The 13,254-nt window shown below is 64.9% G+C and carries 15 protein-coding genes; 10 read left to right on the forward strand and 5 right to left on the reverse strand.

Translation table 11 applies throughout. The annotated features are described in order from the left end of the window. Window positions 1–28: 28 nt before the first annotated feature. Window positions 29–955, reverse strand: coding sequence for an esterase family protein (locus AU193_RS08985; RefSeq protein ID WP_064422026.1), 927 nt, complete (start codon window positions 953–955; stop codon window positions 29–31). Between the two features lie 413 nt (window positions 956–1,368). Here AU193_RS08985 and ectA point away from each other — a divergent pair, with 413 nt between their 5' ends. The 6 genes from ectA (at window position 1,369) to AU193_RS09015 (ending at window position 6,078) form a co-directional block, all read left to right on the forward strand. Next, complete coding sequence (gene ectA / locus AU193_RS08990; RefSeq protein ID WP_064422227.1) at window positions 1,369–1,908, forward strand: diaminobutyrate acetyltransferase; 540 nt, start codon at window positions 1,369–1,371, stop codon at window positions 1,906–1,908. 17 nt (window positions 1,909–1,925) lie between these two features. Then, complete coding sequence (ectB, locus tag AU193_RS08995) at window positions 1,926–3,215, forward strand: diaminobutyrate--2-oxoglutarate transaminase (RefSeq protein ID WP_064422027.1); 1,290 nt, start codon at window positions 1,926–1,928, stop codon at window positions 3,213–3,215. A 26-nt stretch (window positions 3,216–3,241) separates the two neighbouring features. Beyond that, window positions 3,242–3,637, forward strand: a complete 396-nt coding sequence (locus AU193_RS09000; protein ID WP_064422028.1) for an ectoine synthase — start codon at window positions 3,242–3,244, stop codon at window positions 3,635–3,637. Further along, on the forward strand, window positions 3,634–4,548 hold the full coding sequence (gene thpD / locus AU193_RS09005) for an ectoine hydroxylase (RefSeq protein WP_064422029.1): 915 nt from the start codon (window positions 3,634–3,636) through the stop codon (window positions 4,546–4,548). Before AU193_RS09000 ends, thpD begins: the two co-directional genes overlap by 4 nt. Window positions 4,549–4,702: 154 nt before the next feature. Further along, window positions 4,703–5,380: a hypothetical protein gene (locus tag AU193_RS09010; RefSeq protein ID WP_253867699.1), complete on the forward strand. Its 678-nt coding sequence runs from the start codon at window positions 4,703–4,705 to the stop codon at window positions 5,378–5,380. Then, a complete protein-coding gene (locus AU193_RS09015; protein WP_253867701.1) occupies window positions 5,341–6,078 on the forward strand; it encodes a Type 1 glutamine amidotransferase-like domain-containing protein in 738 nt (245 codons plus the stop codon). Before AU193_RS09010 ends, AU193_RS09015 begins: the two co-directional genes overlap by 40 nt. 79 nt (window positions 6,079–6,157) lie before the next feature. Here AU193_RS09015 and AU193_RS09020 read toward each other — a convergent pair whose 3' ends face one another. Next, window positions 6,158–6,811: an SDR family oxidoreductase gene (locus AU193_RS09020; protein WP_064422031.1), complete on the reverse strand. Its 654-nt coding sequence runs from the start codon at window positions 6,809–6,811 to the stop codon at window positions 6,158–6,160. A 144-nt stretch (window positions 6,812–6,955) separates the two neighbouring features. On the opposite strand from AU193_RS09020, the gene AU193_RS09025 reads away from it, so the two are divergent. Continuing rightward, window positions 6,956–7,627 (forward strand): LuxR C-terminal-related transcriptional regulator, encoded by a 672-nt coding sequence (locus AU193_RS09025; RefSeq protein WP_064422032.1) that lies wholly within the window; start codon window positions 6,956–6,958, stop codon window positions 7,625–7,627. Window positions 7,628–7,827: 200 nt separating this feature from the next. Here AU193_RS09025 and AU193_RS23325 read toward each other — a convergent pair whose 3' ends face one another. Then, entirely contained in the window at window positions 7,828–8,505 is a 678-nt protein-coding gene (locus AU193_RS23325) for a hypothetical protein (protein ID WP_064422033.1), read from the reverse strand. A 136-nt stretch (window positions 8,506–8,641) separates the two neighbouring features. On the opposite strand from AU193_RS23325, the gene AU193_RS09035 reads away from it, so the two are divergent. The 3 genes from AU193_RS09035 to AU193_RS09045 all read left to right on the forward strand — a co-directional run bounded on the left by AU193_RS09035 (window position 8,642) and on the right by AU193_RS09045 (window position 11,973). Continuing rightward, a complete protein-coding gene (locus AU193_RS09035; RefSeq protein WP_172798251.1) occupies window positions 8,642–10,171 on the forward strand; it encodes a C39 family peptidase in 1,530 nt (509 codons plus the stop codon). Between the two features lie 186 nt (window positions 10,172–10,357). Further along, window positions 10,358–11,038: a TetR/AcrR family transcriptional regulator gene (locus AU193_RS09040; protein WP_064422229.1), complete on the forward strand. Its 681-nt coding sequence runs from the start codon at window positions 10,358–10,360 to the stop codon at window positions 11,036–11,038. After that, window positions 11,035–11,973 carry a R2-like ligand-binding oxidase gene (locus AU193_RS09045; protein WP_064422035.1) on the forward strand — a complete coding sequence of 313 codons (939 nt, stop codon included), beginning with the start codon at window positions 11,035–11,037 and terminating at the stop codon, window positions 11,971–11,973. Before AU193_RS09040 ends, AU193_RS09045 begins: the two co-directional genes overlap by 4 nt. A 15-nt stretch (window positions 11,974–11,988) precedes the next feature. Here AU193_RS09045 and AU193_RS09050 read toward each other — a convergent pair whose 3' ends face one another. Together AU193_RS09050 and AU193_RS09055 are read right to left on the reverse strand one after the other, a co-directional pair. Continuing rightward, complete coding sequence (locus AU193_RS09050) at window positions 11,989–12,597, reverse strand: YdcF family protein (RefSeq protein WP_082682896.1); 609 nt, start codon at window positions 12,595–12,597, stop codon at window positions 11,989–11,991. A gap of 132 nt (window positions 12,598–12,729) precedes the next feature. Continuing rightward, the gene (locus tag AU193_RS09055; protein WP_371259172.1) at window positions 12,730–13,158 is read right to left on the reverse strand and encodes a hypothetical protein; all 429 of its coding nucleotides are present in this window, start codon (window positions 13,156–13,158) and stop codon (window positions 12,730–12,732) included. Window positions 13,159–13,254 lie beyond the last annotated feature (96 nt).

Raw genomic sequence — 13,254 nt, forward strand, 5'->3', positions numbered from 1 at the left:
GTTCCGGCCATCGTATGACCGAACCCTGTCAGGGGCGGGCGCCTCCGAGGATGCGCACCAGGTCGGGCTTCATCGCCTGCAGCTGCGAACCCCAGTAGGCCCAGGTGTGCGTCCCGTCGGCCGGGAAGTTGAACACCGCGTTGCGTCCGCCGGCCGCCAGGTACTTGCGCTGGAACTCCTTGTTCGTCGACAGCGTGATGTTCTCGAGGAACTGCGCGCTGTACTGCGCTCCGAAGTTCGCGCCGTCGTCGAGTTCGGAGGTTGCGCCGTTTCCGCAGTAGATCCACAGCGCGGTGTTGTTGGCGACCAGCGTGTTGACGTTGACCATCGGATCGTTGCGGCGCCATGCCGGATCCGACGTCGGCCCCCACATATGGGCCGCGCTGTAGCCGCCCGCATCCTTCATCGAGAAGCCGATCAACGTGGGCCACAGCCCGCTCGACGGGTTGAGGTAGCCCGACAGAGAGCCGGCGAAGATGAACTGCCGCGGATGCCATACGGCGAGTGTCAGCGCCGCACTCCCCGACATCGAAAGGCCCACGACGGCGTTGCCGATCGGCGCCTGTCCCCGGTTGGCCGCCAACCACGCGGGCAGCTCCCGGGTCAGGAAGGTCTCCCATTTGTAGGTGACGGTGCCTGCGCTTCCAACCGCCGGCTGGTACCAGTCGGTGTAGAAACTGGACTGCCCGCCCACGGGCATGACGACCGAGACACCGGACTCGTGGAACCACTCGAACGCACCCGTGTTGATGTCCCAACCGTTGGCATCCTCCTGAGCGCGCAGTCCGTCGAGCAGGTACACCGAGTGCGGACCTCCGCCCTGGAACTGCACGCGGATGTTTCGGCCCATCGACGGCGACGGCACCTCGAGCGTCTCCACCGGCAACCCGTCACGTGAATACGCGGCAGCCACCGGAGTCTGGATTCCAGCGCAGACCAGCAGCAGCGCAAACATCGCAGCCCTGAGTCTGCCGACAGACGATTTCACGCGGGCAAGCTAGCAGTCCCCCGTCGGCGTGCTCAGCGTGCCACGCACCGCTTGACCAGCTTGTTACCAAACCTCAGCCGCCGAGTGAGCGGCCGCGCATCACGGCGGACGATCAAACCAGGCGGGTGCGGAGATAACGTTTTGATAACGGCTGAAAAAGTGACCGCTGTCTCAAACCTGGCCATCCGCGCAGGTGACTCCCGCGCCCGACGCCGCCCCGTAGCGGTTGCGAGAGCCGCCGAGACTTGCCTGCCATTTTTTGCTGGCATACGGTCAGAACGCCGAGACGTAACTGATGTGATTCGATGAATTGTTCGGTGGTGACAACGTAAGTGACCATTCGCGACCGGGATGCCGATCCGGGAGAGCGGACAGCTGGTGTGAAATCCCCAGCATTGCAGCCGGATTCACGGACGAATCATCTCCGATCGCCGAATGAGGCCGATGCCATCGCGATGCATCGTCTGGTGGCTGAGACCGAAGTCCTCGATCTGAACTCCACCTATGCCTACCTATTGATGGCTACGGACTTTGCCAGCACCTCGATCGTGGCGGAGAGAGACGGCCACATCTGCGGATTGATCACTGGTTATCATCCGCCGGCACGGCCCGATGTGCTCTTCGTCTGGCAGGTCGCCGTGTCGGCGGCCGCGCGGGGTACGGGACTGGCCAGCGCCATGCTCGATGCCCTCGTTCACCGGGTTCGCGTCAACCGCCGAGGCCGTCCCGTCACCGTCGAGGCCACGGTGGCACCGAGCAACTCGGCTTCGCGCGCGTTCTTCGGCGCTTTCGCTCGGAGACACGGGGTGCCCATCGTCGAGGAGCCCCGCTTCACCGCCGCGCACCTGGCGGCCGACGAGTCCCACGAGGACGAGCCGACTGTCCGAATCGGCCCCATCGCAACGTCTTTGGCCGACTGACACCGCAGAAAGGACACATGTCTACGCCAGCAACACTCCCCCGCCCCGACGAATCCGACCTTCCCGAGGTGTACACTTCGGTCGAATCGGAAGTGCGCAGTTACTGCCGCGGGTGGCCGACCACCATGGCCGTTGCCAAGGGCTCGTGGCTGACCGACACGTCCGGCCGGCGCTATCTCGACTTCTTCGCGGGAGCCGGCGCGCTGAACTACGGCCACAACAACCCCGAACTGAAGCGGCCGCTGATCGAGTACCTGACCAACGACAACATCGTGCACTCGCTCGATATGGCGACAGCGGCCAAGACGGCTTTCCTGCAGAACTTCGAGAAGCTCATCCTCAAGCCTCGCGCGCTCGACTACAAGGTGCAGTTCCCCGGGCCGACCGGCGCCAACGCCGTCGAATCAGCGCTCAAGCTGGCCCGCAAGGTGACAGGTCGCGAATCGATCATCAACTTCACCAACGCATTTCACGGTATGACTCTGGGTGCGCTGTCGGTCACCGGTAACTCGATGAAGCGGGCCGGTGCCGGTATTCCCCTGGTGCACGCCACCCCGATGCCGTACGACAATTACTTCGGTGGCGCCACCGAGGACTTCCACTGGTTCGAGCGCGTGCTCGACGACTCGGGTGGCGGCCTGAACCATCCGGCGGCGGTGATCGTCGAGACCGTGCAGGGCGAGGGCGGGCTCAACGTCGCGCGGATGGAGTGGTTGCAGGCGCTCGCCGAGTTGTGCAGCCGCCGCGAGATCCTGTTGATCGTCGACGATGTGCAGATGGGCTGCGGGCGAACCGGTCGGTTCTTCAGCTTCGAGGAGGCCGGGATCGTTCCCGACATCGTCACGTTGTCCAAGTCGATCAGTGGATACGGGCTCCCGATGGCATTGACCTTGTTCCGCAGGGACTTGGACGTATGGGCTCCCGGCGAGCACAACGGGACCTTCCGTGGCCACAACCCGGCGTTCGTCACCGCCAGCAAGGCACTCGAGGTCTATTGGCAGACAGAAACTTTCGGTGACGACACGATCGCCAAGGGCCAGCAGATCCGCGCCCGCCTGGAGAGGATCGCCGACGAGTATCCCGGCGTCAGCGCGCGCGGGCGTGGGATGGCGCAGGGACTCAAGTTCGATGATGCGCCGATGGCGTCGGCCGTGTGCCGCGCGGCGTTCGACCGCGGAGTACTGATGGAGACCAGCGGTCCCGCGGACGAGGTCGTCAAGCTGCTTCCGCCGCTGACCACGTCCGAGTCGGATCTCGATGCGGGCATCGACATCCTCGCCGAGTCGGTCGCCGCAACGCTTTCCTGACCATCTCACGCCGAAAGGAGCACGACATGATCGTGCGCACCACTGACGAGATCACCGGCACCGAACGCGATGTGTCGGCGAACGACTGGAGATCCAAGCGCATCATCCTGGCGGGTGACGGCGTCGGCTTCTCCTTCCACGAGACGACGATCAACGCGAACTCCGTCAGCGAGTTCCACTACCGCCACCATGTCGAGGCGGTGTGGGTGGTCGAGGGCACCGGCACGCTCACCAACCACGAGACCGGCGAGGAGCACCCGCTTCGGCCCGGCACCATGTATCTGCTCGACGGGCATGAACGCCACCGCGTCACGTGCCATACTCAGCTGCGGATGCTGTGTGTGTTCAATCCCCCCGTGACCGGCCAAGAGGTCCACGACGAAACCGGTGCCTACCCTCCTCCGGCGGTGCAGACAAGTTGAGCGACAACCGATTCACCGATACCGCGGACCGGTATCCCACGCGGCTCGCGCACCCGACCGATCCGATCCCGCGCGCCGAGCCCACCGTTTGGGGCCGGGAGACGGACGGTCCGCTGCGGGAGGCCGACCTGCAGTCCATCGAGGCCAATGGTTGCCTGGTGCGACATTCGGCGGTGGATGACAACTGGCTGTCGACGCTGCGCGGCGAGCTCAACAACATCGGTGCCAAGGCCGACCCCGAAGATCCGCGGGTCATTCGTGAGCGGGGCGGCAGCATCCGGTCGGTGTTCCAGCCCCACCTGTTCAGCGATGTCATCGCCGAGGTGATCACCCTCGACACCGTGTTGCCGGTGGCCCGTCAATTGCTGGGCAGTGACGTCTACCTGCACCAGGCCCGGATCAACCTGATGCCGGGATTCACCGGGACCGGGTTCTACTGGCATTCCGATTTCGAGACATGGCACGCCGAGGACGGCATGCCTGCCATGCGGGCCGTGTCGTGTTCGATCTCGCTGACCGAGAACTTCCCTTACAACGGCTCGCTGATGGTGATGCCGGGATCACACAAGACCTTCTACCCCTGCGTCGGTGAGACTCCGCGCAACCACCACACCTCCTCGCTGGTCAAACAGGAGATCGGCGTACCGAGCCAGGCCACGCTCACCGAGGCCGCCGCACGTTACGGCATCGACCAGATCACCGGGCCCGCCGGTACCGCGCTGTGGTTCGATTCGAACGTGATGCACGGGTCGGGCTCGAACATCACGCCGTTCCCACGCTCGAATGTCTTCCTGGTCTTTAACTCGGTCGAGAACCAGCTCGTGGCGCCCTATCGCGCCGAGACTCCCAGACCCGAATATCTGGCGGCCAGGGCAAGTCACCCGTTCAGCACTTCGTCGCTGGTGCGGTGAACGTGCCGGTGGCGTGAGCCGGGTGGCCGCCGCCGCTCAGGGCGACACCACGACGTCACCCACTCGACAGGCCCGGGCAGCGGTGCGCCGGGGCTGTCGACCGTTTTCACAGAACCAACGGAAACGTCGGTTCCGCTCAATTACTTTGGCTCATGTGGAACCACCCCACAGCTACCTCCTGGATACATCCGCGTCGGTGGTACACCACGGGGACTACCTCAACCGAGACCTCCACCAGCCGCTCTGCGGCCTGGCGCTCGCCAGCCCCACGAAGCTCGGCGAAGCCGCGGGCGAAGGGACGATCTGCCCGGACTGCGAGGCGAAGGTCGCGGAGTACCACGCCGCATGGTGGCGCGAACGAGCCTTGGCCCTCGAGGTCGAACTCGCAGAGCTCCGCATGGAGTATCGCCAACTGACCGGGCACGGCGATGAAGCGCGCGAGCCCAGCTCCCAAAGTGCGCAGCCAACTGACCTCCCAACAGCCGAGGACGAGCCGACGTCCCTGCTCGGGCACGCGCGAGTGGAACTCCACAGACTCTGCCGGCAATGCGACGGGATCGTGCCCTACTGGCGGCTGAAAACCACCATGCAGGCGTTCAGCGACAAGCTCAGTCCTGACGAGCGGGTGCTCCTCGCCCAGGAGATCGGTGCTGACGGGTCGCTGCTCCGCTGGTGCACAACGGAAATCGTCAACCTGGGATGGCAGGTCACCAACAGCCCCGTTCAGGAGGAATCCGAGGCCATGTGGGACGCCTGGACCCATGATGCGTACCAGACGCCCAAGAAGACCAAGTGGCGCCTGGGCCGGCCTCGGTCGCGGGACGCCAGTTGACGCAGAGCCCCCAAAGCCGGCCGCTCTATCTGCTGGCGGACAGCCAGCTGTTGTTCTGGAAGCGCACGGACCGACTGCTGCTCGAGTCCACGGTCGATGAGTTGGCTCGAGACGCCCCCGTAAGCGCCGCCTACATCGGTGCCTCCAATGGTGATCGTCGGGAGTTCTACGAGATCTTCGAAGCCGCCATGGAGGCCGTCGGAATCGCCGACTGCCGAATGGTCCATTCGTCCTTCGGCCCGGACGATCGCGCCTTCCTCGAGCGGGCCCGAGTGATCGTCCTCGCCGGTGGTGATGTTCGGCTCGGCTGGAACACGTTCGAGAGCACCGGCATGGCGGAGGTGATCCGGACTCGCTACACACACGGAGCGGTCTTGGTCGGCATCTCCGCCGGCGCGGTCCAGCTCGGCCGCTACGGAATCGTCGAGACGTCGAAGCCGGCGGCCACAGAGCTGATCGACGTGTTCAAGTTCGTTCCCGCGATCATCGACACACACGACGAGCGCTCCGAGTGGGCGCGGCTGTCGGCAACGATCGGTGCGCTGGAGGGAAGCGCAACCGGGATCGGCATCCCCTCCGGTGGCGGGATCATCGTGCATGACGACGCCACCGTCGAGCCTCTGCGGCGTCCTGCGCACGAATTCCATTACATGGAAACAGGTGTCGTGCACTCACTGCTGTGGCCCCTGGATGATTGACCGCTACTTGAAGTAGGGATCGAGCTTCCCTCGGCTGATTCCTCGCCTGCTCGGGATCCGGGTTGTCGGCGCGGCGCGCTCACCCGAGTCGGGACAACGCTTGGCCAATCGGGACATCGCCGTTGTTGAATTCGATGGTGCGGCCCACGGTGGTGTCATCCCTCAGACAGGCAGCAGCGACCAGTGCGACGTCTTCGCGGGAGACTTCTCCGCCGACGGCGTCGGGGCCGACGGTGATCCGGCCGGTGGCCGGTTCCAGGGTGAGGCGGCCCGGGCCCAGTATCGTCCACCGCAGGCCGCTGTCCCGCAGATGCGCATCGGCAGCGGCCTTCGCCTCGGCATAGTGAAAGAACGAGTTGTCCTTCGGCACACCGTGATCGGCCTTCGCGCCGAAGTACGACACCATGATGAACCTGGCCACCCGCGCGCGTTCGGCGGCATCGATCGCGCGGATGGCCGCGTCGCGATCCACCGCATACGTGCGCGTCGGGTTGCCACCGCCGGCGCCGGCGGAGAACACCACGGCCTCATGTCCCTCGACGATTTCGGTGAGGGCTTCGACGTCCAGTGCCTCGATATCGGCCACCACCGGCTGCGCTCCGGTAACCATCACCTCTTCGGAGTGATCTGGGTTGCGGAACACCGAGGTCACCTCGTCTCCGCGGGCACTGAGGATCCGGGACAGGTGCATAGCCACCTTGCCGTGGCCACCGAAGATCAGGATGCGCGCCATACGTCCAAGGTAGATCGAGATGGTTTGGCCGGCTTCCTGGCACGACGGTGATCTGGCTTATCGGTGTCCTTTGCGCTTCTTTTCACGTTTCAATCAGTAGGGTTATGGTCAAGCGGCGTCTGTATGACATAGGGGGTCTGCGGCATGCCACCGCCGGACGACGGGGAGCGCCCGACATCGGTCGTCGTCGTCGGCAACCAACGAATCGTGTACGCGGGCATCGAGACGTGGTTGAGGCGCAGCCGCCCACGCACCAAGATCATCGGCCATTTCACGAGTCCGGCGGAGTTCACCGCGGCCTATCGAACCGCCGCCCCGGGACTGGTGGTGTTGTTCGACCTACCCTGCGACGGCGGTGGCCCGGACCTGGATGCGCTCCGCCGGATCTGCGCCTCAGGCCACCCCGTCGTCGTCTACACCTGTTCGGACAACGACGACGTCGTCTCCGCAGCGCTCAATGCCGGGGCCGTCAGCTGTATCGCCAAACATGAATCCGAGCACGTGCTGGCGGCGGCCATCGACGCCGCCCACGACAACCGCCCGCACGCGGTCCCGCGGATGGCCCAGACGATGAACATCGGCGGACAGCCCCGGCCGCAGCTGACTCACCGCGAGCAACAGGTACTCATCGCCTGGTTTCAGACCGAGAACAAGAATGCGGTCGCCGAGCGGTTGTACATCGAACCTTCCACGGTCGCGACTCATCTGCAGCGGGTGCGGGCGAAGTATGCGGCCGTCGGGCGGCCGGCCCCGACCAAGGCGGCTCTGGTCGCTCGAGCGATCCAGGACGACATCCTCAGCGTCGACGACCTGTGACCTGAGGATTCGCCGCTGTCATCTGAACAGATGAACTAATAACTTTTTGCCGCCAATGGGATAACGGTGGCGTAAATATTTCGCAAGTCGCGGTGCGAATCGGTGCCATGCCGGCACCAAGCCCGCGGTGGTCGCATTCATCAACGGAGGGCACGAACATGAAGAGAATGATCGCCGCGGGAACGCTGGCGTTGGGAGGACTACTCGCCCTTGGTGTCGGCATGGCGCACGCCGACGAAGTGCAGGTGGAGGGCGGCTACTCGACGCTCGAAGCCTGCCAGGTGGATGGCCCGAACGTCGAGATCACGCAGGGCGACGCCAACTACGGACATTGGGATTGCCGCGAGGGTGGTGACGGCCTCTGGTACGTCTGGCTGAGCAGCTGATGACCGGTCCGATCCGCGTTCCGACGGAGGTGTACGACCGCTCGTGAATTCGGCGAAGGTGGCGTTGCGGGTCGGGGCCGTTGCCTTCTCGCTCGGCGTAGCGGGGTTGGTCGGAACCGGAGGTATGGGGTCGGCGTTCGCCGAGGACGGAGGGCAGTCGAGCTCCTCGTCGGGGTCGGCGAGTTCGTCGGGGTCGACCAACACATCGGAATCGACGGGAACGTCCGGGTCGACTCGCTCTTCGTCGACCAACGACGTGGTTTCGGACTCGACGGGCAGTTCTCCGAGTCTCAAACCCTCGGGTACGAAACCGAGGACGTCTGTCGGTGCGGGACGGTCGGGCACTGCGCCCACCCGAGGTTCGTCGGAGACACGGCGGACGCGAACTTCGTCGCCCGGCTCACCGGCCAAGCAGTCGGCAACCGAGTCGGTGACCGCGGCCCGCGCGACTGACACCGCGTCGACGTCGGATGCGACGCCGGTCGGCGACACAGCCGAAGGCCCATCGGCCAGTCCCCCTGTGCTGGTTGATATTTCGACACCGCCGGCCAACCCGAAGGTTTCCCAGGCTCAGCCCGAGCGGGAGCAGAGGAAGAATCGATTGGACCGAGTGGTCACCGAGTCCTCGGTGACCAGGCTGCTGAAGCGCACCGCGGCCGCCATCGGGGCGACCGGCACGCCGGGGCCAGACAGTGCTATCAACGCTCGATCCCTGCCACGCGTAAGCGATTCCGGCCCAACCGATGTCGTAGCGTCAGATCAACGCACCGGCGTCAAGACCGCCACCGAAGCGACCACAGGCACGCTGGTGGTCGACACGCCGCTGGTGGTTGCGGGACGCTCGGGTGCGGACAACCACAGCACCGTCGTCACCCGGGCGCCCGACCCCGACCCGGCTACAGCGCCGATCGATGTCGTCTCGGGCCTGCTGTCGGCGGTCGGCGTCGGCTCGCCGCTGTCCACAGTCGACGGCCCGGTGGCGCCTCTGCCGGGTGTGATAGTGGTGGGCTCGCTGGACTTGGTGCGCCGCGATCTGGAGCGGATGAACGATGACCGATTGGCCGCCGACACACAGCGGGTGACGACGAACACGCTGATCCTCGACACCCCGTCGAACGACTCCCCGGCGTCCGGCCTTGGGGGACATGAAGTTCCGACAGCGGTGGCCACGCCGAACGAGCGGGCGGCTGCGCTCGTCAGGGAGCAAGCCGAGCGGATATCGGCGCTCTTCGACAAGCAAGCCGAGCTGATATCGGCGCTTTTCGACCGGCAAGTCGAGCTGATATCGAGAATGGCGCAGGAGCTACCCGCGAAGTTCCCGGACTCCTCGGTTGGCGCACTCGTCCGCACCCAGCTGCTCGCGGTCGCAGAAGCCGTGCAGCGGGTGGGATATGACGCTGTCGAAGCGATCTACGTCGCCCAGTTCGCGGTGACAGAGCACCTCTACGCGCTTGCGGACCACTTCGTCCCCCCGGTGGGCGGCGGTGGTGGGGCCGGTACCGGCAGCCTGTACGGCGATCCGGAGAAGAACGCGCAGTACTGGCAAGCGCAGTCGCACGGCAACAACTGCGTTCTGATGGCGACGACGATGGTCATCGGGCAACTGACCGGAACCATGCCCTCCGAAGAAGACATCGTCAAGGAGGCGTCGGAGACCGAGAGTGTCGCCAAGCCAGGCCAAATGATGTACCTAGGCCCGACGCACAAGGACGGTGTCCACATCCAGGATGCTGTCGCTCTGCTGGACCGCCACGGCGTCACGGCCACCACAACGGAATACGACAGGGCGGACGGCATGAAGGCGCTCGATGACCTGACGATGGCGCTGGCCGCGAACAAGGCAGTGATGGTCGGCGTTCACGGCGAAACCATTTGGAATGCCGTCGAAGGCAAGCCGCTACCCGAGGGCGTCACCAAAGCGGACCATCAGGTGGTCATCCTCGGCGTGGACCGCATCAAGAACATCGTCTACATCAACGACAGCGGGTTCGCCGAAGAGGGCAAGAACATGAAGGTTCCCCTCGGCGTCTTCATGAAGGCATGGCAGACCGATGACTATGAGACAACCGTTGCTGAGCGAAAGCAGCCCGCAACATCGACGCCAGGACCGGAATCCCACCGGATCTCGAACTCGGGGGTGCTGCTGGACGTGGCGTAGGGAAGTTCCCCCGCGCCACCTGATGGACCCTGCCAATTGTGGCCGCTCGCAATGCTTCCCATCGCGTCACCAATGCACCGGGCGCACGCATGCGACGTCTCGCCATTGATGGTGGTCGGACTGAACCTCTTGACTGTGACCCGTATCACAGTAGTATGACCACTGGTCATCATCCGGAGGGTGTCGATGCCAACTGTGACATGGGCTCGGGTTGATCCGAGCCGCCGCGCCGCTGTGATCGACGCGGCAGAGGCGGAGTTCGGGGCGCACGGCTACTCGCAGGGCAGCCTGAACGTCATCGCGCGCCGCGCGGGCGTCGCGAAGGGCAGCCTGTTCCAGTACTTCGCCGACAAGCGTGACCTCTACGCGTACATCGCAGACCTCGGCAGCCAGCGGGTGCGCTCATACATCGAAGGGCGAATCCGGGAGCTCGACCCGAGCCGACCCTTCTTCGAGTTCCTCACCGATCTGCTCGACACCTGGGTGGCGTACTTCGCCGACCACCCGCGGGACCGCGCCCTGCATGCCGCGTCGAACTTCGAAATCGACACCGACGCTAGGGTTTCGGTGCACACAGTCATCCACCGCCACTATCTGGAGGTGCTGCGGCCGCTGGTGCGCGATGCGCATGCGCGGGGTGATCTGCGTGCCGATTGCGACACCGACGCGCTGTTGTCGTTGCTGCTGATGATCTTTCCCCACATGGCGCTGGCGCCCTATGTGCGCGGCATGGATCCGGTTCTCGGGCTCGACGACCCCACGCCTGATCAGCCGGCGCTCGCAGTGCGCAGGCTGGTATCCGTCCTCGCGGACGCATTCGCTTCTAACAGCCCAGCCCGGAAGACGCTCAAGGAGGTTCAACAATGACACGGAAGAACTCAGCCTCACTCGATGCGGGTGGCCTCAACTGGGACAGCCTGCCGTTGAAGTTGTTCGCCGGGGGCAATGCGAAGTTCTGGAACCCCGCCGACATCGACTTCTCCCGCGATAGGGAGGATTGGGAGTCGCTGACCGAACTCGAGCGGGACTGGGCCGCCCGGCTGTGCGCCGAGTTCATCGCGGGCGAGGAAGCGGTCACGCAGGACATCCAGCCGTTCATGGCGGCGATGCGGGCCGAGGGACGCCTCGGCGACGAGATGTATCTGACCCAGTTCGCGTTCGAGGAAGCCAAGCACACCCAGGTGTTTCGGATGTGGCTCGACGCCGTCGGGCTGACCGAAGACCTTCACCACTACCTCGACGAGCTTCCGGCCTACCGCCAGATGTTCTACGAGGAACTGCCGAGTTCACTCGATGCGTTGACCGCCGACCCCTCCCCCGCCGCGCAGGTGCGGGCGTCGGTGACCTACAACCACGTCATTGAAGGCATGATGGCGTTGACGGGATACTATGCGTGGCACCGCATTTGCGTTGACCGCGGAATTCTGCCCGGCATGCAGGAGTTGGTGCGGCGCATCGGCGACGACGAACGGCGCCACATGGCGTGGGGAACGTTCACCTGCCGACGTCACGTCGCCGCGGATGACTCGAACTGGAAGGTGTTCGAGGAGCGGATGAACGAACTGATTCCGTTGGCGCTGAAGAACACCGAAGATGGGTTCGCGCTGTATGACGAGGTTCCGTTCGATCTGACGATGGACGAGTTCCAGCAGTACGCGAGCGACAAGGGAATGCGGCGGTTCGGCACCATCAGCAGTGCCAGGGGCCGCCCGGTCGGCGAGATCGACCTGGACTACTCGCCCCTGACGCTGGAGGACACCTTCGCGGACGAGGACGAGAAGGCGCTGGCCGCCTCGGCATAAGACCATCCACGCGCCTCACTGACGCGTCAGGAAGTACCGCACGCTGTGGTAAACCTCGCGCAGCAGCATCGGAATCTGGGTGTGGAAGGTCTTGAAGCGGCTGCTGGGCGTGGGCGACGCGTGCGCGTCAAGCCCGAGGTCGGCGGCCACACGGGTGGCACGACGCATGTGCAGCGGATCGCTGACGATGAGCACCCGGTCGACGTCATGTGCGGCAAGCAGAGGTAAGGCGTAGGCGAAATTCTGCTTCGTGGTGCGCGATTGCGTCTCGACGAGCAGACGGTCCACCGGAATCCCGGTGGCCATCAACCAATTCCGGCCTGCCTCGGCTTCGGACAGCGTGTCTCCGTGTCCAAGGCCGCCCGTCAGGACGATCCAATCGACCCGGCCAGATTCGTACAAGGCGGCCGCGTGTCGCAGTCGCTCCTCGAACACCGGCGACGGCTCGTCGTCATCGACGGCCGCGCCCAGGACGATGGCCGCGTCCGCCGACGCCGGGTCCGACCGTCCGCTGAATGCGGTGATATCGATGGCAAGACTGAGGACTCCGACCAGTAGCAGGGCCAGAGCGATTGCGAGACTTCTGACGGGTCGTCGGCGTCGAATCGGTCCGACTGACGGCACCTGGCCACGATACTGGGCATTGCGCTGGTGACTCGCAGATTCGGTGGTCCTAGGGTGGGCGCCCTACACCCTGCGCGGAGACCGGCGAGTTGTCGTTCGAAGGTGCGCAGCCCTCGGTCGGCGGGTCTGTCGTCAGGTCACCGACACTAAGTACTCGCCGCGGAAGCGGAGGGTTCCGTCATCGGCCTCGTTCACATCTGTGGCCCAGCCAAGGTAGGTCTCGCGCACCAGGTCGTCGCCGAGTTCGGCTCGCAGGGCGATCAACGGAGGAAAGCTGCCCAGCATGAAATCGGTATAGCTCTCGGGCGAGGGTTCATCGAAATCGACGTAATGCCGCTCGAATTCGACTGACTCGCCGAGCAGCTCACGCACATGCTCTTCGGTGCCCCACAGCACCGGTGGCTGGAAGCCCTCCGGCGGCGCGGCAGAAATCGCGCCGAGGCGTTCGAACATCTCGCCGATGGCGCCGTTTGGCGTCCAGCAAGCGACCGCAATGCGACCCTCCGGCCGGCACACGCGGAGCAGTTCATCCGCGGTGCGCTTGTGGTCGGGCGCGAACATGTGGCCGATCGCGGAAATGACTCGGTCGAAGCTATCGTCCTCGAATGGAAGGGCTGGGCATCGCCTACCCGCCAGTCGATCTCTACGTTGGCCTCG

The organism is Mycobacterium sp. GA-1285 (assembly GCF_001499905.1).
Classification (GTDB): domain Bacteria; phylum Actinomycetota; class Actinomycetes; order Mycobacteriales; family Mycobacteriaceae; genus Mycobacterium.

What these genes read in the sequence shown, in the direction of transcription:
- AU193_RS08985 (WP_064422026.1), bottom strand. Translation starts at nt 955, where the DNA reads ATGTTTGCGCTGCTGCTGGTCTGCGCTGGAATCCAGACTCCGGTGGCT.
- ectB (WP_064422027.1), top strand. Translation starts at nt 1,926, where the DNA reads ATGTCTACGCCAGCAACACTCCCCCGCCCCGACGAATCCGACCTTCCC.
- AU193_RS09000 (WP_064422028.1), top strand. Translation starts at nt 3,242, where the DNA reads ATGATCGTGCGCACCACTGACGAGATCACCGGCACCGAACGCGATGTG.
- AU193_RS09020 (WP_064422031.1), bottom strand. Translation starts at nt 6,811, where the DNA reads ATGGCGCGCATCCTGATCTTCGGTGGCCACGGCAAGGTGGCTATGCAC.
- AU193_RS09025 (WP_064422032.1), top strand. Translation starts at nt 6,956, where the DNA reads ATGCCACCGCCGGACGACGGGGAGCGCCCGACATCGGTCGTCGTCGTC.
- AU193_RS09040 (WP_064422229.1), top strand. Translation starts at nt 10,358, where the DNA reads ATGCCAACTGTGACATGGGCTCGGGTTGATCCGAGCCGCCGCGCCGCT.
- AU193_RS09045 (WP_064422035.1), top strand. Translation starts at nt 11,035, where the DNA reads ATGACACGGAAGAACTCAGCCTCACTCGATGCGGGTGGCCTCAACTGG.
- AU193_RS09055 (WP_371259172.1), bottom strand. Translation starts at nt 13,158, where the DNA reads ATGTTCGCGCCCGACCACAAGCGCACCGCGGATGAACTGCTCCGCGTG.